We start from the raw sequence: 17,380 nt of genomic DNA, 5'->3' as shown, positions 1-17,380 counted from the left end.
TCACAACAGCATATGCTACTTCAACATGACTCATGAACCTATCTACGAAGATTCACACTTTCGCTTGTGACAAGGACTTCAATGGAAAAAATTTTCAATATATTTTCCTGAAGTAGGCCCACATAAAGCAAGTTTCCAAATTAGAAATCTATATTCATAGTTTATTTTTCCAAAGAACTTTTATTCTTATGATCACCCCTCCATAATGTGGTCTACTGATTGACCTGGAGGTATTATTGGATAAGCAAATTGATTGTTGTCAATTACACATTCTATTAATATGGGTCCATTGAAATCCTTGTTGGCTTCTAGAACCTCTTGTAGTTCATTGTTATTTTCGGCCTTATATGCTTTTATACCAAAGGCATCACATAGTTTAATATAATCCACATGGTCATATAAGGTGGTTTCTGAGAACTTTTTATCTTGGAACAGGTCTTGCCATTGCCGCACCATTCCTAAGCTATGGTTGTTGAATAATATAATCTTTATAGGGAGATTATATTTACTTATGGTTAAAAGCTCTTGAGCACACATTCTAAAACTTCCATCACCAGTAAATAATATTACAGTATCATTAGGATTACCAACTTGAGTACCTATGGCAGCTCCTATACCAAAGCCCATGGTGCCTAGGCCTCCACTTGTGATGAAGGAATTATCACGTTTGAAATTCCAATGTTGAGCAGTCCACATTTGATGCTGGCCCACATCTGTAACTACAAAGGCATCTTCGTATTGTTTATTTAAGCTATCTATAATGAGTTTGGCATTAAATTCTTCTAGTTTTTGTTTAGAACTTTTAAAGGTGGATACCTTATCTGCCCAGCGCGTATCATATTTTTTATCCACATTATTATAGATATGCTCTAGATTTACTTTTAAATCTCCTGTCACATGAAGATAAGTGTCCAAGTTCTTATCCAGTTCAGTAATGTCTATTTCAAAATGGATTATCTTAGCGTCATGGGCAAAGAATTTAGGATTTCCTATAACCCTGTCACTAAATCTTGTGCCTATGGCTAAAAGTAAATCACAATGTTTTACTGCCAGATTAGCTTCCTTAGAACCATGCATACCCACAAGACCGTAGGAAAGTTCATGATTTCTATCTATGGTGCCAAGTCCCATTAAAGTATTTAAAACGGGAATATGAAGCTTCTGGGCCAAATCAACTAAAAGCTTTGATGCACCAGCGGACTTGATTCCTCCTCCTGCCATAATAACAGGTTGCCTAGCTTTTTTTAATAAATGTATGGCCTCATTGCAATTATCACAGACCATATGATCTTTATCCATGGACACTTCTAGATTTTTATATTCTGTTTTAGCTAAAAATACGTCCTTAGGAATATCGATTAAAACAGGACCTTTACGACCTGTTGATGCAAGGGATAAAGCTTCCTTAATAGTTTTTTCTAAATCCTCTATATTCCTTACAAGATAATTTTTTTTAGTTATACCCATAGTAATTCCTGTTACGTCTACCTCTTGAAAGGAATCCTTTCCTAGTAGAGGACAGGGAACTTGACCTGATATAACTAGTAAAGGCACAGAATCTAAATAGGCATTAGCTATACCTGTTATGGCATTAGTAGCTCCTGGACCTGAAGTAACAATACAAACGCCTACCTTTCCAGTGCAGCGACTGTATCCATCGGCACCATGTACTGCACTCTGTTCATGGGCTGTTCTTATATGATTAAAATGATCCGTCTCATCATATAGGGCATCATATAATGGAATTACGGCTCCTCCAGGATAGCCAAAGAGAGTATCTACTCCTAAGTCTCTTAAGGATTGTAAAACTATTTGTGAGCCTGATTTATTCATGAAATTCACCTACTTTTAATTAATTTGAATACTATTTAGTAAACTGAATTTTTTTAAGTATAAAGCTGCCTTATCTGCAGTATGTCCCTTAGTTTCGTCAAAGGTTATTTTAATAGAATTATTTATATCAAATTCCTTTATTTCTAGTTCACTAATATAGAATTCTTTTCTCCTTAAAGATGTTGTTAATTTTATTAAATTGTCCATACCCTTTTCCATTTTCCCAATAATTGTTCTTTTCATCTCTCTACTCCTTTCGAATAAATTGAATATTCTGAATCAACAATATACATAATTAACATTTTTCTTTTTAAGGCATATGAAAGAAATAAACTAGTCAGTTCTCTGAGGGATTTGGGTTATTTTCAAGGCATGGTGAGCGAGCATATTGAACATATGTAAGCGATTCCATAACGAAGAAAATAATTCAAATAACCAGTGAAATGATTAATTTGTTTTTTGAATATGCCTAAGATGATTTTAAAAAATAAAAAAACTCTCGGCTTTACAAACACATAATATTGTATTTGCAGAGACGAAAGTTTTCGTGGTACCACTCTACTTTGTAGATATAAAAATATCTACCTCATATCAGATCGAAAGTTTCCTTTGAATCCTAGCCATATAACGGTGGCACCCGTCCTTGTCTACTCTTTAAGAATTTCGACTTAGAAGCTCAGGAGTGATCATTACATAAATCATCTATAATTAGGCTCTCAGCAATGCCTAAATCTCTGTATATAGTAACAGATTTATCTTTGTCTCCATCACAGCTTTATGAATATCACATTTGGATGAAAAATTTATTTAAAAGTAGTATATAGTTATTTTTTACTTTTGTCAATGGCATTTTGAAAATTTTTTGAAAATTAATAAAATGCCATTGACAAAATATTTCAACACTGTTAAAATCAAACTTAAAATTCCCAATAATTTTTTTTTATCTCTCTATAAAATATGGAGGGATCATTATGGAAAATCATTTAAAAGAAATAAAACTAGCAAAAGAAAGAATAAAAAATGTAATTAAAAAAACACCACTTATTTATAGTGAACTTTTTAGTAAACTGTCATCTAATGAAGTATACATTAAGCCAGAGAATTTACAAAAGACAGGTGCTTTTAAAATAAGGGGTGCATATAATAAACTAACTCAGCTAACAGAGGAAGAAAAATCAAAGGGCTTAGTTGCATCATCAGCAGGAAATCATGCTCAAGGTGTGGCCTATGCTGCGAAGGAGCTAGGAGTTAAAGCCACCATAGTTATGCCTAAAAATACTCCATTCATTAAGGTAGATTCTACAAGGGGTTATGGTGCAGAAGTAGTTCTCCATGGTTCTTGTTATGATGAAGCTTACGAAAAGGCTCTAGAAATAGAAAAAGATAAGGGTGCAACTTTTATACACCCATTTAATGATATGGATGTAATATATGGCCAGGGTACAATAGGTCTTGAAATATTAGAAGAACTAAAGGATGCAGATGCCCTATTAGTACCAATTGGTGGTGGAGGATTAATAAGTGGTATAAGTTTAGCTATAAAAAGTATTAATCCAAAGATTAGGGTAATAGGTGTAGAACCAGAGGGGGCCACCACATTAAAAACTTCCCTTATGAATGGTAAAGTCACTGAACTAGAGAAAGTTCAGACCATAGCCGATGGGGTTGCTGTTAAGAAATGTGGAGATAAAACTTATGACATAATAAAGGATTATGTGGATGATATTATAACTGTATCTGACTATGAACTTATGAATGCCTTTTTAAAATTACTTGAAAAGCATAAATTAGTTTGTGAGCATGCAGGAGTACTAACACTGGCTGCAACTACTAAATTAAATTTTTATAATAAAAAAGTTGTATCAGTTGTGAGTGGTGGGAATATAGATGTAGTAACCATATCTTCCATGATTAATAATGGTTTAGTATCTTCAGGAAGATTATTCTGCTTTTCAGCAGAAATGCCTGACGTGCCAGGAGAATTATTAAAAATATCAGAAGTATTAAAGTACTTAAATGCAAATGTAATCAAGCTAGAACACAATCAGTTTAAAGCTTTAAATAGAATTCATAATGTGGTTTTAGAAGTGACAGTGGAAACACATGGATATGATCATATTGAAAGAATTAAGAATAAACTTAATGAAGTTGGATATGATATAAGACAAATATACTAAAAGGATAGGAGCAAATAAAAATGAAATCAATTAGACATATGGCAAAGAAATTTTATACTTATTTTTATTTTACTAGCGATAGCTTTTATTTTAGCGCTAGCTATTTCTGTTGCCAAAAATTTAAAAAAAATATGTCTAATGGGTTGTCCTATAAAATTATGTATGAGTATAGTTAAAAGTTAAACAAGACTATATTAAATAGATTTTCAATACATAAGGCTCATTATTGGGCCTTATTTTTTTATACAAAAAAACAAATAACAAGGAGGAATAAGAATGATAATCGTATTAAAACCAGAAACAGAGGAATATGAGTGTGTAAAAATTAAAAATAAAATGATTGAATTAGGATGTGAAGTGAATGAAATTAAGGGTCATAACCATCATGTGCTAGGGTTAGTAGGAGACACAAGTAGAATTGATGCTAATTTAATAGCTTCAAACAGAGTTGTGGAAAAAGTAATGCACGTACAAGAACCATATAAGAAGGCTAATAGATACTTCCATCCAAAAGATACTATTTTAAATATAGATGGAGCTAAAATAGGTGGAGGAAATTTTGCCATAATGGCAGGTCCTTGTTCTGTAGAAACTAAGGACCAAATAGTTCATACGGCAAAGGCAGTAAAGGCAGCAGGAGCCCATTTCCTAAGGGGCGGAGCATTCAAGCCAAGAACATCTCCATACAGTTTCCAAGGACTAAGGGAAGAGGGGTTGGATCTTTTAAAGATTGCAAAAGAAGAAACTGGATTACCAATAGTGACAGAACTCATGACCATAGATACCATAGATAGATTCGTAAGAGATGTGGATGTAATTCAAATTGGCGCTAGAAATATGCAAAATTTTGATTTGCTAAAGGAAGTTGGTAAAACAGATAAACCAATTTTATTAAAGCGTGGTATGTCAGCTACCATAGAAGAATTACTAATGGCAGCAGAATACATCATGTCTGAAGGAAATAATAAGGTAATTCTTTGTGAAAGGGGAATTAGGACCTTTGAAAAATACACGAGAAATACACTAGATTTAAGTGCCATACCAATGATTAAGAAAAAGAGTCATCTACCTGTAATAGTGGACCCTTCCCATGCAGCAGGATTATGGTGGTTAGTTGAACCCCTTGCAAAGGCAGCTATGGCAGTGGGAGCAGATGGACTTATGATAGAAGTACATCATGACCCGGCAAATGCCATGTGTGATGGACAACAATCAATAAAGCCAGAAAAGTTCCAAAAACTTATGGGTGATTTAAAGAATATGGCAAATCTATTTAACATTAAGATATAATGGGGGGAGAACATTGTTAAGTGACTTTAATATAACCATAGTTGGATTAGGTTTAATAGGAGGTTCCTACGCTAAAGCACTGCGGCGTAATAATCCTAAAAATCTATGGGCCATAGATAAAGACCAACATACTATTAAGAAGGCAATGGACTTAAATGTGATAGATGAATGTGAAAGTATAAAAGAGGCACTTAGTAAGACCCATATTTTAATAATGTGTCTATATGCACAAGATAATATAAAATTCATAAGAGAGAATCTAACTCATTTAAAAGAAGATATATTAATTACAGACGTATGTGGAGTTAAGGGACATATGGTACAGAGAATAAATAATATAATAGGGAATTCTATGGAGTTTATAGGTGGTCATCCCATGGCTGGAAGAGAATTTAATGGTTTTGATTATTCCCATGAAAATCTATTTATGAATTGTAACTATATAATAACTACCATACCTGATAATACTGATAAAAATATATACAAGATAAGAAAAATTGCTGAACTAATTGGTAGCAATAACATAATTATGACTAGTCCTAAGAGACATGATGAACTGGTGGCCTACACTAGTCATTTATCCCATGTAATAGCAAATGCCTTTGTGAATAATACTAATGAAGAGGCAAATGATTTTATAGGTGGTAGTTTTAAGGATATTACTAGAGTTGCTTATTTAAATCCATATTTGTGGAGTAAAATCCTAATAAATAATAAGGAAAATGTGTTAAAGGAAATAGATAAATTTGAAGAAAATATTAAAATAATAAAAGAGGCTTTAAAAGAGGAAGATATGGATATACTTTGTTCTCAACTGGAAAGTGGAAGAATTAAGAGGAAGGAAATAAATTTAAAATGCTCACATTAAATGTAAATGCAAAGAGTAGACAATATAAAATAAATATTAAAAGGGGAATTCTAGAAAAACTAGGAGAACATATTAAACTTTTATATAAGGGTAAAAAAGTAGTAGTTATTACAGATACTAATGTATCTAGATTATATAAAGAAAAAATAGATAAAACCTTGAGTGAATATTTTCAAGTTCATTTTATAGAGGTGGAGCCAGGGGAATCCAGTAAGAGTTTTAAAACTATGGAAATCTGTTGTGAGAAATTGGCTAATTTAAATATTACTAGAAGTGATTTAATAGTGGCCTTTGGAGGAGGAGTAGTAGGAGATTTGGCAGGATTCATATCAGCCACCTATTTAAGAGGAGTTGACTTTATACAAGTTCCTACTACCCTTTTATCCCAGGTAGATTCCAGTGTGGGAGGTAAGGTTGCCATAAACTTAAAAAGTGGAAAAAACCTAGTGGGAAACTTTTATCAACCAAAGGCTGTATTAATAGATCCAGATTTACTGTGTACTTTAGATGGGAAATATTTTAGTGATGGTATGGCTGAAGTGATAAAGTATGGGTGTATAAGGGATGAAAAACTTTTTAATACTCTTAAGGAATGTATAGATATTAATGAAATAATAGAAGAGATAATATATACTTGCTGTGAAATAAAGGCAGAGGTAGTTGGTGAAGATGAGTTAGATAAGGGTATTAGAATGATTCTAAACTTTGGTCACACTATAGGTCATGGAATAGAGAGAGTATTTGATTATAAAAAATACTCCCATGGAGAAGCTGTAGCCATAGGTATGTATGTTATTAGTAAGAGTAGTGAGAAATTAGGTTTAACTAAGATGGGAACTAGAGATGAAATTAAGAATTTATTAGAAAAATATAATTTACCCTATGAGTTACCAATTACAGATGAAGAAGATCTAATAGATGCCATAAAGAAGGATAAGAAGAGTACGGGGGAATATGTGAATATAATATTGTTAAAGGAAATAGGGGATTGTTATATTAAAAAGATTAAAAGTAGCCAAATTAAGGATTATATATAGATCTATTATGTGAAAACTGGTTTTGGGTGAATTAATCTATAAATGTTTAGATATAGAAAAATACAAATCAATTAAGGAGAGAGCATGATGAAGGCAGTGAAGATAAGTCCTAATAAATTAAAAGGGGAAGTAGTTATTCCTCCATCTAAGAGTATGAGCCATAGGGCTATCATATGTGCAGCGTTAGGTCATGGGAAAAGTAAGATAAGCAATCTTATCATGTCTAAGGATATAATAGCCACAATGGAGGCTATGAAGAGTTTAGGTGTTAAAGTTATAGATACTAAGAAAGATAATAATGATAAGTATGAAATTATTATAGAGGGAAGGGACCAATTAAAAGTATTAAATGAAGTTATAGATTGTAATGAATCTGGTTCCACTTTAAGATTTTTAATTCCCATAGGAACTTTGGCAGATGACAAAGTAACTTTCACAGGAAGGGGAAAACTTGTGGAAAGGCCTATGGATACTTATTATGAAATATTTGAAAAGCAAGGAATAAAATATGAGACAAATGGTGGGAATCTGCCATTAACTTTGGAAGGAAAATTAAAGGCTGATAAATATGAAGTAGTGGGAAATGTAAGTTCTCAGTTCATAAGTGGACTATTATTTACATTACCTAAGTTAGATGAAGATTCTAATATAGTTATAACTAATAATTTAGAGTCTAAGGCATATATAGATTTAACACTAGATATGTTAGGGAAGTTTGGAATAAAGATAGAAAATAAAAACTATGAAGAGTTTAAAATAGATGGAAATCAAAAATATACTCCTAAGGACTACAGGGTAGAAGGAGATTTTTCCCAGGGGGCATTTTGGATTGTGGCAGGTTTAATAGGTGATTCTATTAAGTGTTTAGATTTAGACCTGGGTTCTAAACAGGGAGATAAGGCAATATTAGAAATAGTAGAGAAAATGGGTGGAAAAATAGAGTACAAAGAAGATGGTATAATAGTTCATCCAAGTGAAACTAAGGGTATAACCATAGATGTATCCCAATGTCCAGATTTAGTACCAATCCTTGCCCTATTAGGAACCTTTTCTAAGGGCGTAACTAAAATAACAAATGGAGCAAGACTTAGAATAAAGGAATCGGACAGATTAAAGTCCATATCTACAGAGCTTAATAAATTGGGAGCTAATATTATTGAGTTAGAAGATGGCCTTGAGATCCATGGAGTAGAAGGTCTAACAGGTGGAGTTGTAAATAGCTGGAATGATCATAGAATAGCCATGGCTCTAGGAATAGCTAGTATGAAGTGCAGTGGAGAATTAACTATAGAAAATAGTTCTAGTGTGGAAAAATCATACCCATCCTTCTGGGAAGATTTCAAGAGTTTAGGAGGTCATGTCCATGAGTGGAATATGGGGGAATAATGTAAAGGTATCCATATTTGGAGAGTCCCACGGTCATGGAGTAGGCATAGTAATAGATGGTCTTCCAGGGGGAATAAGTCTAGATATGGACTATATAAGATATGAAATGGATAGAAGGAAGCCTGGAAATAGTAAGCTGACTACCAGTAGGAAAGAGGCTGATGAAGTAAAGATTTTAAGTGGATACTTTAATGGAAAAACTACGGGAACTCCCCTATGTGCATTCATAGGAAATACTAATACAAGATCTATAGATTATAGTAAAACGAAGGATTTAATGAGACCAGGCCACGCTGATTATACAGGTTATATGAAATATAATAAGTCAAACGATTATAGGGGTGGAGGCCACTTCTCAGGAAGACTTACAGCTCCCTTAGTATTTGCAGGAAGTATAGCTAAACAAATACTGGAGAAGAATAATATACTCATAGGAAGTCATATTAGGAGTATATATACACAAGAGGATGAAACATTTGACCATGTTAATTGTAGTGAGGAACTAGTGAGAAATTTAAGACAGGAAGAATTTCCACTTATAGATAAAAGTAAAATAAATTCTATGAAAGATATAATCCTAAGGGCAAAGGAAGAAGGAAACTCTGTAGGAGGAACCGTTGAAACTATCATATTAAATGTGGAAACAGGCATTGGTTCACCATTTTTCTCTTCTATTGAAAGTAGAATTGCTGGGATGATGTTTTCCATACCTGCCATTAAGGGAATAGAATTTGGAGAAGGTTTTAATATGAGTAAAATGAAGGGGAATGAAAGTAACGATGAGTATTGTATAAAAGATGGAGAAATAAGGACTTATACTAATAATAATGGTGGAATCCTAGGAGGAATATCAAATGGTATGCCCATAGTATTTAAATGTGCCATAAAACCAACTCCATCCATTAGCATGAAACAAAGAACTATAAATATAGAGAGTAAAGAGGAAACTTCCCTTTCCATAGAAGGTAGGCATGATCCATGTATAGTTCCAAGAGCTATACCTGTAATTGAGGCTGGGGTTGCCCTTACCTTATTAGATATGATAATAGAAAAGAAGGGATTAGAATGGATAAGTTAGATTTATTGAGATGTGAAATAGATAAGGTAGATAAGGAATTGGTAAAACTTTTTGAGAGAAGAATGGAAATAGTAACTGAGATAGGTAAATTCAAAGAAGAAACAAATATGCCCATATTGAACAAAGCCAGGGAAGAAGATGTTTTAAATAAGAATGCTTCCTATCTTGAGGATGAGAATCTAGTAGGTCCCATGAAGGAATTTTTCAAAAAGGTAATGGAGATAAGTAGAGAAGTTCAAAGGGAAGGAATGTTAAATAGGGTTATAGATAAAAAAGCTAAAGTAAAAGTGGGATTTCAAGGTGAGCCTGGTTCCTTTAGTGAAGCAGCCCTTAATGAATATTTTACAGATGTGGAAAGTATGAATGTGGAAACCTTTGATGATGTATTTGTAAACCTTCGTAGTAGCCACATAGATTATGGTGTACTCCCCATAGAAAATTCTTCTACAGGGGGAATATTAGAAGTATATGATTTACTTAAGAAGTATAATGGATATATTGTAGGAGAAGTTTGTTTAAAAGTTAAGCACAATTTATTAGGGGTGAAAGGCTCATCAATAGACTTATTAGAAGAAATCTACTCCCATCCACAGGCATTAGAACAAAGTAAGGAATTTCTAAAGAAATATCCACATATAAAATTGATTCCATATAAAAATACTGCCATCAGTGCAAAATATATAATGGAGCAAAGGGATGTTAAAAAGGGTGCAGTGGCAAGTGCTAATGCAGCTAAGATATATAATTTAGAAGTATTGAAGGATAATATCCATCATAATCATGAAAACTATACAAGGTTTGTCATAATAGGAAAAAATCCTGAGATTTGTGAAAGGGCCAATAAGGTAAGTGTACTATTAAACACTAATCATGAGCCAGGGGCTTTATTTAATGTACTGAGATATTTTGCAGACAATGGCATAAGTATGTTAAAGATAGAATCTAGACCCATATTAGGTAGATCATGGGAATATTTCTTTTATATAGACTTTGAAGGGAATATACAGGATAATCACGTTAAGAAGGCCATTAAGTTAATTGAAGAGAATTCAAATTACTTTAAGTTAATAGGGAATTATATTTCGGGATCTTGATATATAGATTTATCAACACTAAGCTTTATTTATACAGTAACTTGCCTACTAAGGAAAATATATTGAAAATCTTTGGAACCCTGGAACGTCACAACATCCTATGCTACTCCAACATGACACATGAACCTATATACGAAGATTCACACTTTCGCTTGTGACAAGGACTTGGGTGAAAAAGATTTTCAATATATTTTCCTGAAATAGGCCCACATAAAGCAAGTTTTTCACACGCTAGATCTATACTTGAACTCTTTTCTCAATTACATTTCCCAAGACATCTATAATTTCAAACTTAATAGTTTTAATCTCTTCATTACCAGAGTTTTCAATAGTTATTTCAAAGTCCTCATCCTTCTTTTCTATAACTATTTCTATTTCAGAATATTTCCCTTCTTTAAATTCTTTAGTTACACCATCATCATCATATAGTGCATATGTGGCCTTATCTTCCACAAAGGCTATTACACTTATACTAGAATTATCCATACTATCCACATTTCTAGCTGAATTTCCCAATACTAGGATTTTATTTTTCCTAATAAATATGGCCACTTCTTCTAAAGGTATATCCACATAGGCATGACCCTTTTTCATCACTTCATAGTTTCTTTCATCATACTGTTTAGCCTTCCATAAGAGCATATCCTCTGGTAAATATACATATCTACCTAAACTATTTTCTTCATACAGGGGAGCCACCATTAAAGAATCTCCTAATAGAAGTTGATTTTCCACCCGCTTTGACATGACATCTTCATATTCAAAGGATAAGGGCATAAAATACATATGCCTATTTAATATGGCCTTCATATATTCAGAATAGATATATGGTATTAAACTATATCTAATTTCAATCATATTTTTTAATATATCTTTAGTTTCTTCTTCAAAGGCATAGGGTTCTTGCCTTCTCGTTCCCTTTGCTGAATGATTTCGATAAAGGGGTGTGAACATACTAAATTGATTCCATCTTATTAATAACTGAGAGTTGGCATCTTCACTAAATCCTCCCGTATCTGCTCCAGAATATAATAAGCCACACATATTTAGGGACGGCATCATCTTTAAATTTAAAAGGATATGGTCCCACCAGGAATGATTATCTCCAGTCCAAATTCCAGAATATCTATGCATTCCTATATAAGAAGATCTAGAGAACATTAAAAACCTTTTGTTTTTATCTATATGTTCAAAGGCCTCTCCTGCTGATCTTGTCATGTTGTATCCGTATAGATTATGCACATGATAGTGATTTAATCTTTTTCCATCCATATTGTGATACATGGCCTTGTAATCTTCATCATTGTTATTCACATTTCTAAAGGTATCCATAAGATCAAAGAAAGTATCCATATCCAAGTTCTTTCCCTCAGATTCCTTTGCCCTATGTATTGCTTCCTTTATTCCCCTTTCTGTGTAAAATATGGCAGGTTCATTCATATCATTCCAAAATCCCTCTATACCACAATCTACAAGAATATTGTATTTTAACCCAAACCAAAGCCTTGCTTCCTTGTTCAAGAAGTCAGGAAAATGTACTTTCCCAGGCCAAACTGCCGCTACAAAGGGATTACCACTTTCATCAGTACAGAAATAATTATTTTTTATTCCCTCTTCATAAACATCATAACCCTCTTGAATCTTTACTCCTGCATCTATTATGGGAATTAATCTAAATCCCTTATCTTTCATCTTCTTAACAAAATTACTAAAATCAGAAAAACGTTCATTACTTACAGTAAAATCCTTATATGTGTCCATATAATCTATATCTAAGTATATAGTGTCACAGGGTATGTTATTTTCAATAAACTTATTAGCAACCTCCTCTATTTCATCCTTATCTTCATAACTCCATCTACATTGTTGGTATCCAAAGGCCCATTTGGGAGGCACATAACCCATACCAATTATATTTAAAAAGCTCTTTACTATGGCTTTAGAATTTTCACCTTCAATAATATATACATATACATTATTATCATCTAAACTTACTTCTAAATATTCTTTATGAGTAAAACCTATATCAAACTTTACTTTTCCCGGGTAATCTATAAATATTCCAAACTTTTCTTTACCATCTACTATGATAAAATTGTGTGCTCCGTATAAAGACTTTTTATTAGGAGTATGATTAGGATCATCAGAACAAAAGCTCTCATAAATACCTCCCCTTTTGTTAATTCCCCTTTGATTTTGGCCAAGTCCATATACAATATCTAAGTCATCCATCTTATATGTTATTAATAAATTTTCACTGGAAAGAATATTAACATAAGGCATTTCCCTATTGCCTATGTCTTCTCCCCTTACTACTACTACTGCATCTGTGTTTATTGGTCTTCCAAATGTATATCTAATTATATTTTCATCAATTTTATATGCTTTCACCATAATCACCTTTTTCTATTTAATCGAACCCTGTGTAACCCCTTTAATAATGTGCCTTTGTGCCACAAAATAAAATAATATTATTGGTATCATTCCAATAACTAATCCTGCTAGGGCTAAATCCCATCTTTTAGAGAATTGTCCAAAGAAGTAGAACATCTTAAGGGGTATTGTATGCCACTTAGGATCATTTATAACTAATTGTGGTAATAAAAAATCGTTCCAAATCCACATAACATTTAATATGGATACGGTCACTGTAATTGGCTTTAATAAGGGAAATATAATATAGAAGAATATTTGTAATTTATTACATCCATCTATTGTTGCAGCCTCTTCTAATTCCTTAGGAATTCCCTTTATGAAACCATGGTATAAAATTATTGATAAACTAGATCCAAATCCAAGATACATAAACATAAGTCCACCTGGGTTTAATAATCCCACTTTACCCATTATGTTAATAAGGGGTAACATTACCGATTGAAAAGGTATAAGCATGGCTCCTGCAAATACTAAGAATAAGAAACTACTTAACCTAGTCTTCGTCCTAACTAACATCCAAGCTGCCATAGCAGATAAAACTATTATTATTAAACTACTACCCACTGTAATTAGTAGTGAATTAGTAAATGATTTTAAAAAATCCAGTGCTATAAAAGCCTCCACATAATTATTTGCAGTGAAAAAGTCCTTTGGTAATCCCATTACATTTGTAAATATTCCCTTTTGAGTTTTGAATGAGTTAGTCACTACTATATAAAAGGGAGATAAAAATATTAGTCCACTTAAAATAGATATCATCCATAATAAAAGTCTGTTTTTATTCTTCATTACATTTCCACCTCCCTTTTCTTACTATAATAAATTTGCGTTATGGATATGGCTGCCACTGTAATCAAAAATATTACTGCCTTGGCCTGGGCTAATCCAAAGTCATTAAATTTAAATGCCGTATTATATATATTCATGGCAAGCATTTGAGTTGAATTATATGGTCCTCCATTCGTCAATGATAGGTTTTGGTCATATAACTTAAAGGAGTTAGATAGTGTTAAAAATACTCCTATAGTAAATGCTGGTGCCACAAGGGGTATGGTTATGTGAATTAACTTTTGAAAACTTCCTGCTCCATCTATTTCTGCTGCTTCTAGTAGGGAATCTGGTATATTTTGTAGTGCTGCTATATATATGACCATCATATATCCAGCCATTTGCCAGGACATTAATATGACAAGGCCCCAAAATCCCGTCTGAGTATTTGAAAGCCATCCCCTTAAAAAATCTATTCCCAGCTTTGCTCCTAAAGCATCAAATCCCTTGGTGAATATGAACTGCCATATGAATCCTAATATAAGACCACCAATTAAATTTGGTAAGAAAAATGCACTTCTTAAAAAATTACTTACTTTAAGTCCCCTTGTCACAAGTAAGGCTAGTAAGAATCCTATTAAATTAATACTTATTACAGATACAATTGCAAATTTTCCTGTGAACAAAAACACATGTGAAAATTCTTTATCTTCTGTGAATATTTCCACATAATTTTTCAAACCTATCCATGTGGCATTATTGTTTATTCCATTCCAAGAAGTGAAGGAATAATATATTCCCATAAACATAGGAATAATTACTACTACAATAAATGCAAATAATATAGGCCCTACGAAAATACTAAACCAACCCTTTGAATTTTTCATCAGTAACCTCCCTATTAAATGAGGGGGAACTCTCCCCCTCATTTTTCATATATTATTAACTTCTTTCCTTTTCCCATCTTTCTTGAGAGTCTTTAATTAGTTCATCCCAAGTCATTTCTCCTGCTAGATACTTTTGAATATTTGCTCCTAACATATCCATTCCCCATCCTGTAGGATATCCCATGAATACCCAAGGAACAGTCTTTCCAGCTTCAGCATAAGCTTTAACTGCCTTTCCTAATGAGTCCTGTGGATCAAAGTTTTCATATCCCTTAAGGGCAGGAATGAAGTAGAACTTGTTAACTACATAATCCTTTCCCTTTTCAGAAGTGTATAACCAGTTTAAGAAATCCTTAGCTGCAGCCTTAGAAGCATCATCACTATCCTTGTTAATTGCCCAGTGCATTGGAACTCCCACTGGAATGGAATCTTCTTTAGCTCCTACAATTGGCATAGGTAGTATTCCCAAATTATCTGCTACCTTTTCATCTATACTCTTAACTCCACCATATACCCAGTTTCCCTGTTGGATTATGGCTACACGCTCAATTCCTAATCCTTGCTCTACTTGAGTTGAATAGTCAACTGCATTTAATTTTCCTCTAGTTTTTCCATTTGATGAATAATCTGCTTGTAAATCAATTAGCTTCTTTAAAGAATCTCCATACCTAAACTCCACACTCTTAGAGTTATACGCATCTAATGAACTAGGGAATTCTTGGCTAAGAGCCACATTTGATGTATGTAATCCTGTTACCCAAGTTTCCTTTGCAGCATATTCAAATACAGCTTCTAGGGCAGGATACTTATCTTTTAATTCTCCTGACTTAATCTTTCCATCTAAGGTATTAACTGCCTCTTCTAAAGAAGCATAGTCTACAATCTTAGTTCCATCAATTCCTGCTGCTTCAAAGATTCCTTTATTGTATATAAATCCATATCCTTCAATGTTAAATGGTAATGCATAAACCTTTCCCTCCATAGTTGCTCCTGATAATACTCCATCAAGGGCCTTTTCCACCCAGGGTTCATTTGATAAATCTTCTAACTTTGTAGCCCAGTCCTGTAGATCTTGTGGTCCACCAACGTTATATATATCTGGCTCATTCCCAGATTGGAATCTAGCCTTTAGGGCTGCACCATAGTCATCTCCACCACCAACAGTTTGAATGTTGATATTAACATCTGAATGTTCTGCTTCATAATCCCTTGCTGCATTTTCTAATTCCTTTGCTATTTCAACTTTAAATTGGAATACATCTACCTCTACCTTTTTTGTTTCCACAGATACTTCTTCCTTCTTTGAACAACCTGTAAAGAACATACTAGTAGCTAATACTAATATGATAGTTAAAGCTAATAACCTCTTTGACTTAAACATTTTTCTTCCCCCTTAATTTTAAACCTTGCTTTTTTTCAGCCTTCTCTGCTCCTTTTAAAGTTACCTTAGAATATTAATTCTCCTAAGTTGTCTTCTTTATATTATTAATCTATATTATTAATCCGTATAATATTCCAAAAATCATATAATTAGCCATTTGGCCCATTTAGTGATACATTAGTGTTATTAAATTTTTTATTCTACATAATTGGAGGTTTTCATGGATACTTATACTTTAAGACTCACTAAACATATGGACTTGAAGGAAAAACTAGTAGAGTTTACTAAAAAAAACAATATAAATGCCGGGCTAATACTCACCTGTGTAGGTTGTATATATAAGGGTACTATTAGGCTAGCAGATGGAATTAGTACTAAAAATTTTAATGAAAATTTAGAAATTTTATCTTTAAGTGGGACTTTATCAAAGGATGGAGTTCATCTTCATATTTCCCTTTCTGATAAGGATGGATTAGTATTTGGAGGACACTTGATGGATGGTTGTTTAATAAATACCACAGCTGAAATAGTTATTGGATCATTAGGTGGCACTATTTTTTCTAGAAAATTTGATTCATCCACAGGATACAAGGAACTATTTATTGAAAAATAAGTTTTGAATATGCCTAAACTCATATAAAATAGTCAATACTCATATAAATACTAGGAGGTGTTTATATGAGTATTAATATTTTGTTAGGTTTATTGTCTCTTTTAATGATTATTGATTATATTGTTACTTATATTGAAATCCATATATTTTATATTGCTACGGAAATGAATCCTCTAATGGACAATTTTATGAATAAACCCTTTTTAGAAGGATTTTTTCTAAGGATATTAATAGTATTATTTTTCGTTACATTATTTAAATCCATAGAAAAATATAGGGACAAAAAATACTTTAAAAAAATACTTATCATCCCCTTATCTATTCAACTAATACCTCTTAGTATGCATATTAAAATATTATTTTTATATGGATTTTCTAGACTTTAAATCTATAAATCATGACCACCCGTCGAACGGGTGGTTTGCTTTAGCCCTAGAAGGGCATGTTGCTCGCCGTGTCTTAAGACACATTGAAAGGTCTGCCAACCGCTTTCCTTCTCAGGCTACCCCTAAAGGGGTTATTTTTTCTTGCC

15 protein-coding genes and 1 other annotated feature are annotated in these 17,380 nt (G+C 32.8%); of the genes, 9 read left to right on the top strand and 6 right to left on the bottom strand.

Annotated elements, in window-relative coordinates; all coding sequences use genetic code 11:
- Positions 1-192: 192 nt before the first annotated feature.
- Positions 193-1,833, bottom strand: a complete 1,641-nt coding sequence (ilvB, locus tag N4A57_RS14025; protein ID WP_293658622.1) for a biosynthetic-type acetolactate synthase large subunit — start codon at positions 1,831-1,833, stop codon at positions 193-195.
- Positions 1,834-1,848: 15 nt separating this feature from the next.
- Entirely contained in the window at positions 1,849-2,076 is a 228-nt protein-coding gene (locus tag N4A57_RS14020; protein ID WP_293658621.1) for a hypothetical protein, read from the bottom strand.
- 285 nt (positions 2,077-2,361) lie between these two features.
- Positions 2,362-2,613, bottom strand: a binding site (T-box leader).
- A 191-nt stretch (positions 2,614-2,804) separates the two neighbouring features.
- Here N4A57_RS14020 and ilvA point away from each other — a divergent pair.
- The 7 genes from ilvA (at position 2,805) to N4A57_RS13985 (ending at position 10,763) form a co-directional block, all read left to right on the top strand.
- A complete protein-coding gene (ilvA, locus tag N4A57_RS14015; protein ID WP_293658620.1) occupies positions 2,805-4,010 on the top strand; it encodes a threonine ammonia-lyase in 1,206 nt (401 codons plus the stop codon).
- A 276-nt stretch (positions 4,011-4,286) separates the two neighbouring features.
- On the top strand, positions 4,287-5,300 hold the full coding sequence (gene aroF / locus N4A57_RS14010; protein WP_293658619.1) for a 3-deoxy-7-phosphoheptulonate synthase: 1,014 nt from the start codon (positions 4,287-4,289) through the stop codon (positions 5,298-5,300).
- A gap of 13 nt (positions 5,301-5,313) precedes the next feature.
- The gene (locus N4A57_RS14005) at positions 5,314-6,168 is read left to right on the top strand and encodes a prephenate dehydrogenase (protein WP_293658618.1); all 855 of its coding nucleotides are present in this window, start codon (positions 5,314-5,316) and stop codon (positions 6,166-6,168) included.
- A complete protein-coding gene (aroB, locus tag N4A57_RS14000; protein WP_293658617.1) occupies positions 6,156-7,205 on the top strand; it encodes a 3-dehydroquinate synthase in 1,050 nt (349 codons plus the stop codon). Before N4A57_RS14005 ends, aroB begins: the two co-directional genes overlap by 13 nt.
- 87 nt (positions 7,206-7,292) lie before the next feature.
- Positions 7,293-8,591 (top strand): 3-phosphoshikimate 1-carboxyvinyltransferase, encoded by a 1,299-nt coding sequence (gene aroA / locus N4A57_RS13995; RefSeq protein WP_293658616.1) that lies wholly within the window; start codon positions 7,293-7,295, stop codon positions 8,589-8,591.
- Positions 8,569-9,669, top strand: coding sequence for a chorismate synthase (aroC, locus tag N4A57_RS13990; protein WP_293658615.1), 1,101 nt, complete (start codon positions 8,569-8,571; stop codon positions 9,667-9,669). Before aroA ends, aroC begins: the two co-directional genes overlap by 23 nt.
- Positions 9,657-10,763, top strand: a complete 1,107-nt coding sequence (locus N4A57_RS13985) for a chorismate mutase (protein ID WP_293658614.1) — start codon at positions 9,657-9,659, stop codon at positions 10,761-10,763. Before aroC ends, N4A57_RS13985 begins: the two co-directional genes overlap by 13 nt.
- A 237-nt stretch (positions 10,764-11,000) precedes the next feature.
- On the opposite strand, the gene N4A57_RS13980 is transcribed toward N4A57_RS13985, so the two are convergent.
- The 4 genes from N4A57_RS13980 to N4A57_RS13965 are packed head-to-tail and all read right to left on the bottom strand — an operon-like array spanning position 11,001 to position 16,235.
- A complete protein-coding gene (locus N4A57_RS13980) occupies positions 11,001-13,157 on the bottom strand; it encodes a TIM-barrel domain-containing protein (RefSeq protein ID WP_330671526.1) in 2,157 nt (718 codons plus the stop codon).
- Between the two features lie 12 nt (positions 13,158-13,169).
- Positions 13,170-13,988, bottom strand: coding sequence for a carbohydrate ABC transporter permease (locus N4A57_RS13975; RefSeq protein WP_293658613.1), 819 nt, complete (start codon positions 13,986-13,988; stop codon positions 13,170-13,172).
- On the bottom strand, positions 13,988-14,854 hold the full coding sequence (locus N4A57_RS13970) for a carbohydrate ABC transporter permease (protein ID WP_293658612.1): 867 nt from the start codon (positions 14,852-14,854) through the stop codon (positions 13,988-13,990). Before N4A57_RS13970 ends, N4A57_RS13975 begins: the two co-directional genes overlap by 1 nt.
- A gap of 55 nt (positions 14,855-14,909) precedes the next feature.
- A complete protein-coding gene (locus tag N4A57_RS13965; RefSeq protein ID WP_293658611.1) occupies positions 14,910-16,235 on the bottom strand; it encodes an ABC transporter substrate-binding protein in 1,326 nt (441 codons plus the stop codon).
- A gap of 220 nt (positions 16,236-16,455) precedes the next feature.
- On the opposite strand from N4A57_RS13965, the gene N4A57_RS13960 reads away from it, so the two are divergent.
- Both N4A57_RS13960 and N4A57_RS13955 read left to right on the top strand, forming a co-directional pair.
- On the top strand, positions 16,456-16,848 hold the full coding sequence (locus N4A57_RS13960; protein ID WP_293658610.1) for a PPC domain-containing DNA-binding protein: 393 nt from the start codon (positions 16,456-16,458) through the stop codon (positions 16,846-16,848).
- 65 nt (positions 16,849-16,913) lie between these two features.
- Entirely contained in the window at positions 16,914-17,234 is a 321-nt protein-coding gene (locus N4A57_RS13955) for a DUF5658 family protein (RefSeq protein WP_293658609.1), read from the top strand.
- The last annotated feature ends 146 nt before the right edge of the window (positions 17,235-17,380 follow it).

This window comes from Anaeromicrobium sp. (assembly GCF_025210435.1).
Taxonomy (GTDB): domain Bacteria; phylum Bacillota; class Clostridia; order Peptostreptococcales; family Thermotaleaceae; genus Anaeromicrobium.
Note: the sequence above shows the minus strand (reverse complement) of the source record. Positions and strands in the feature narration are given on the sequence as shown.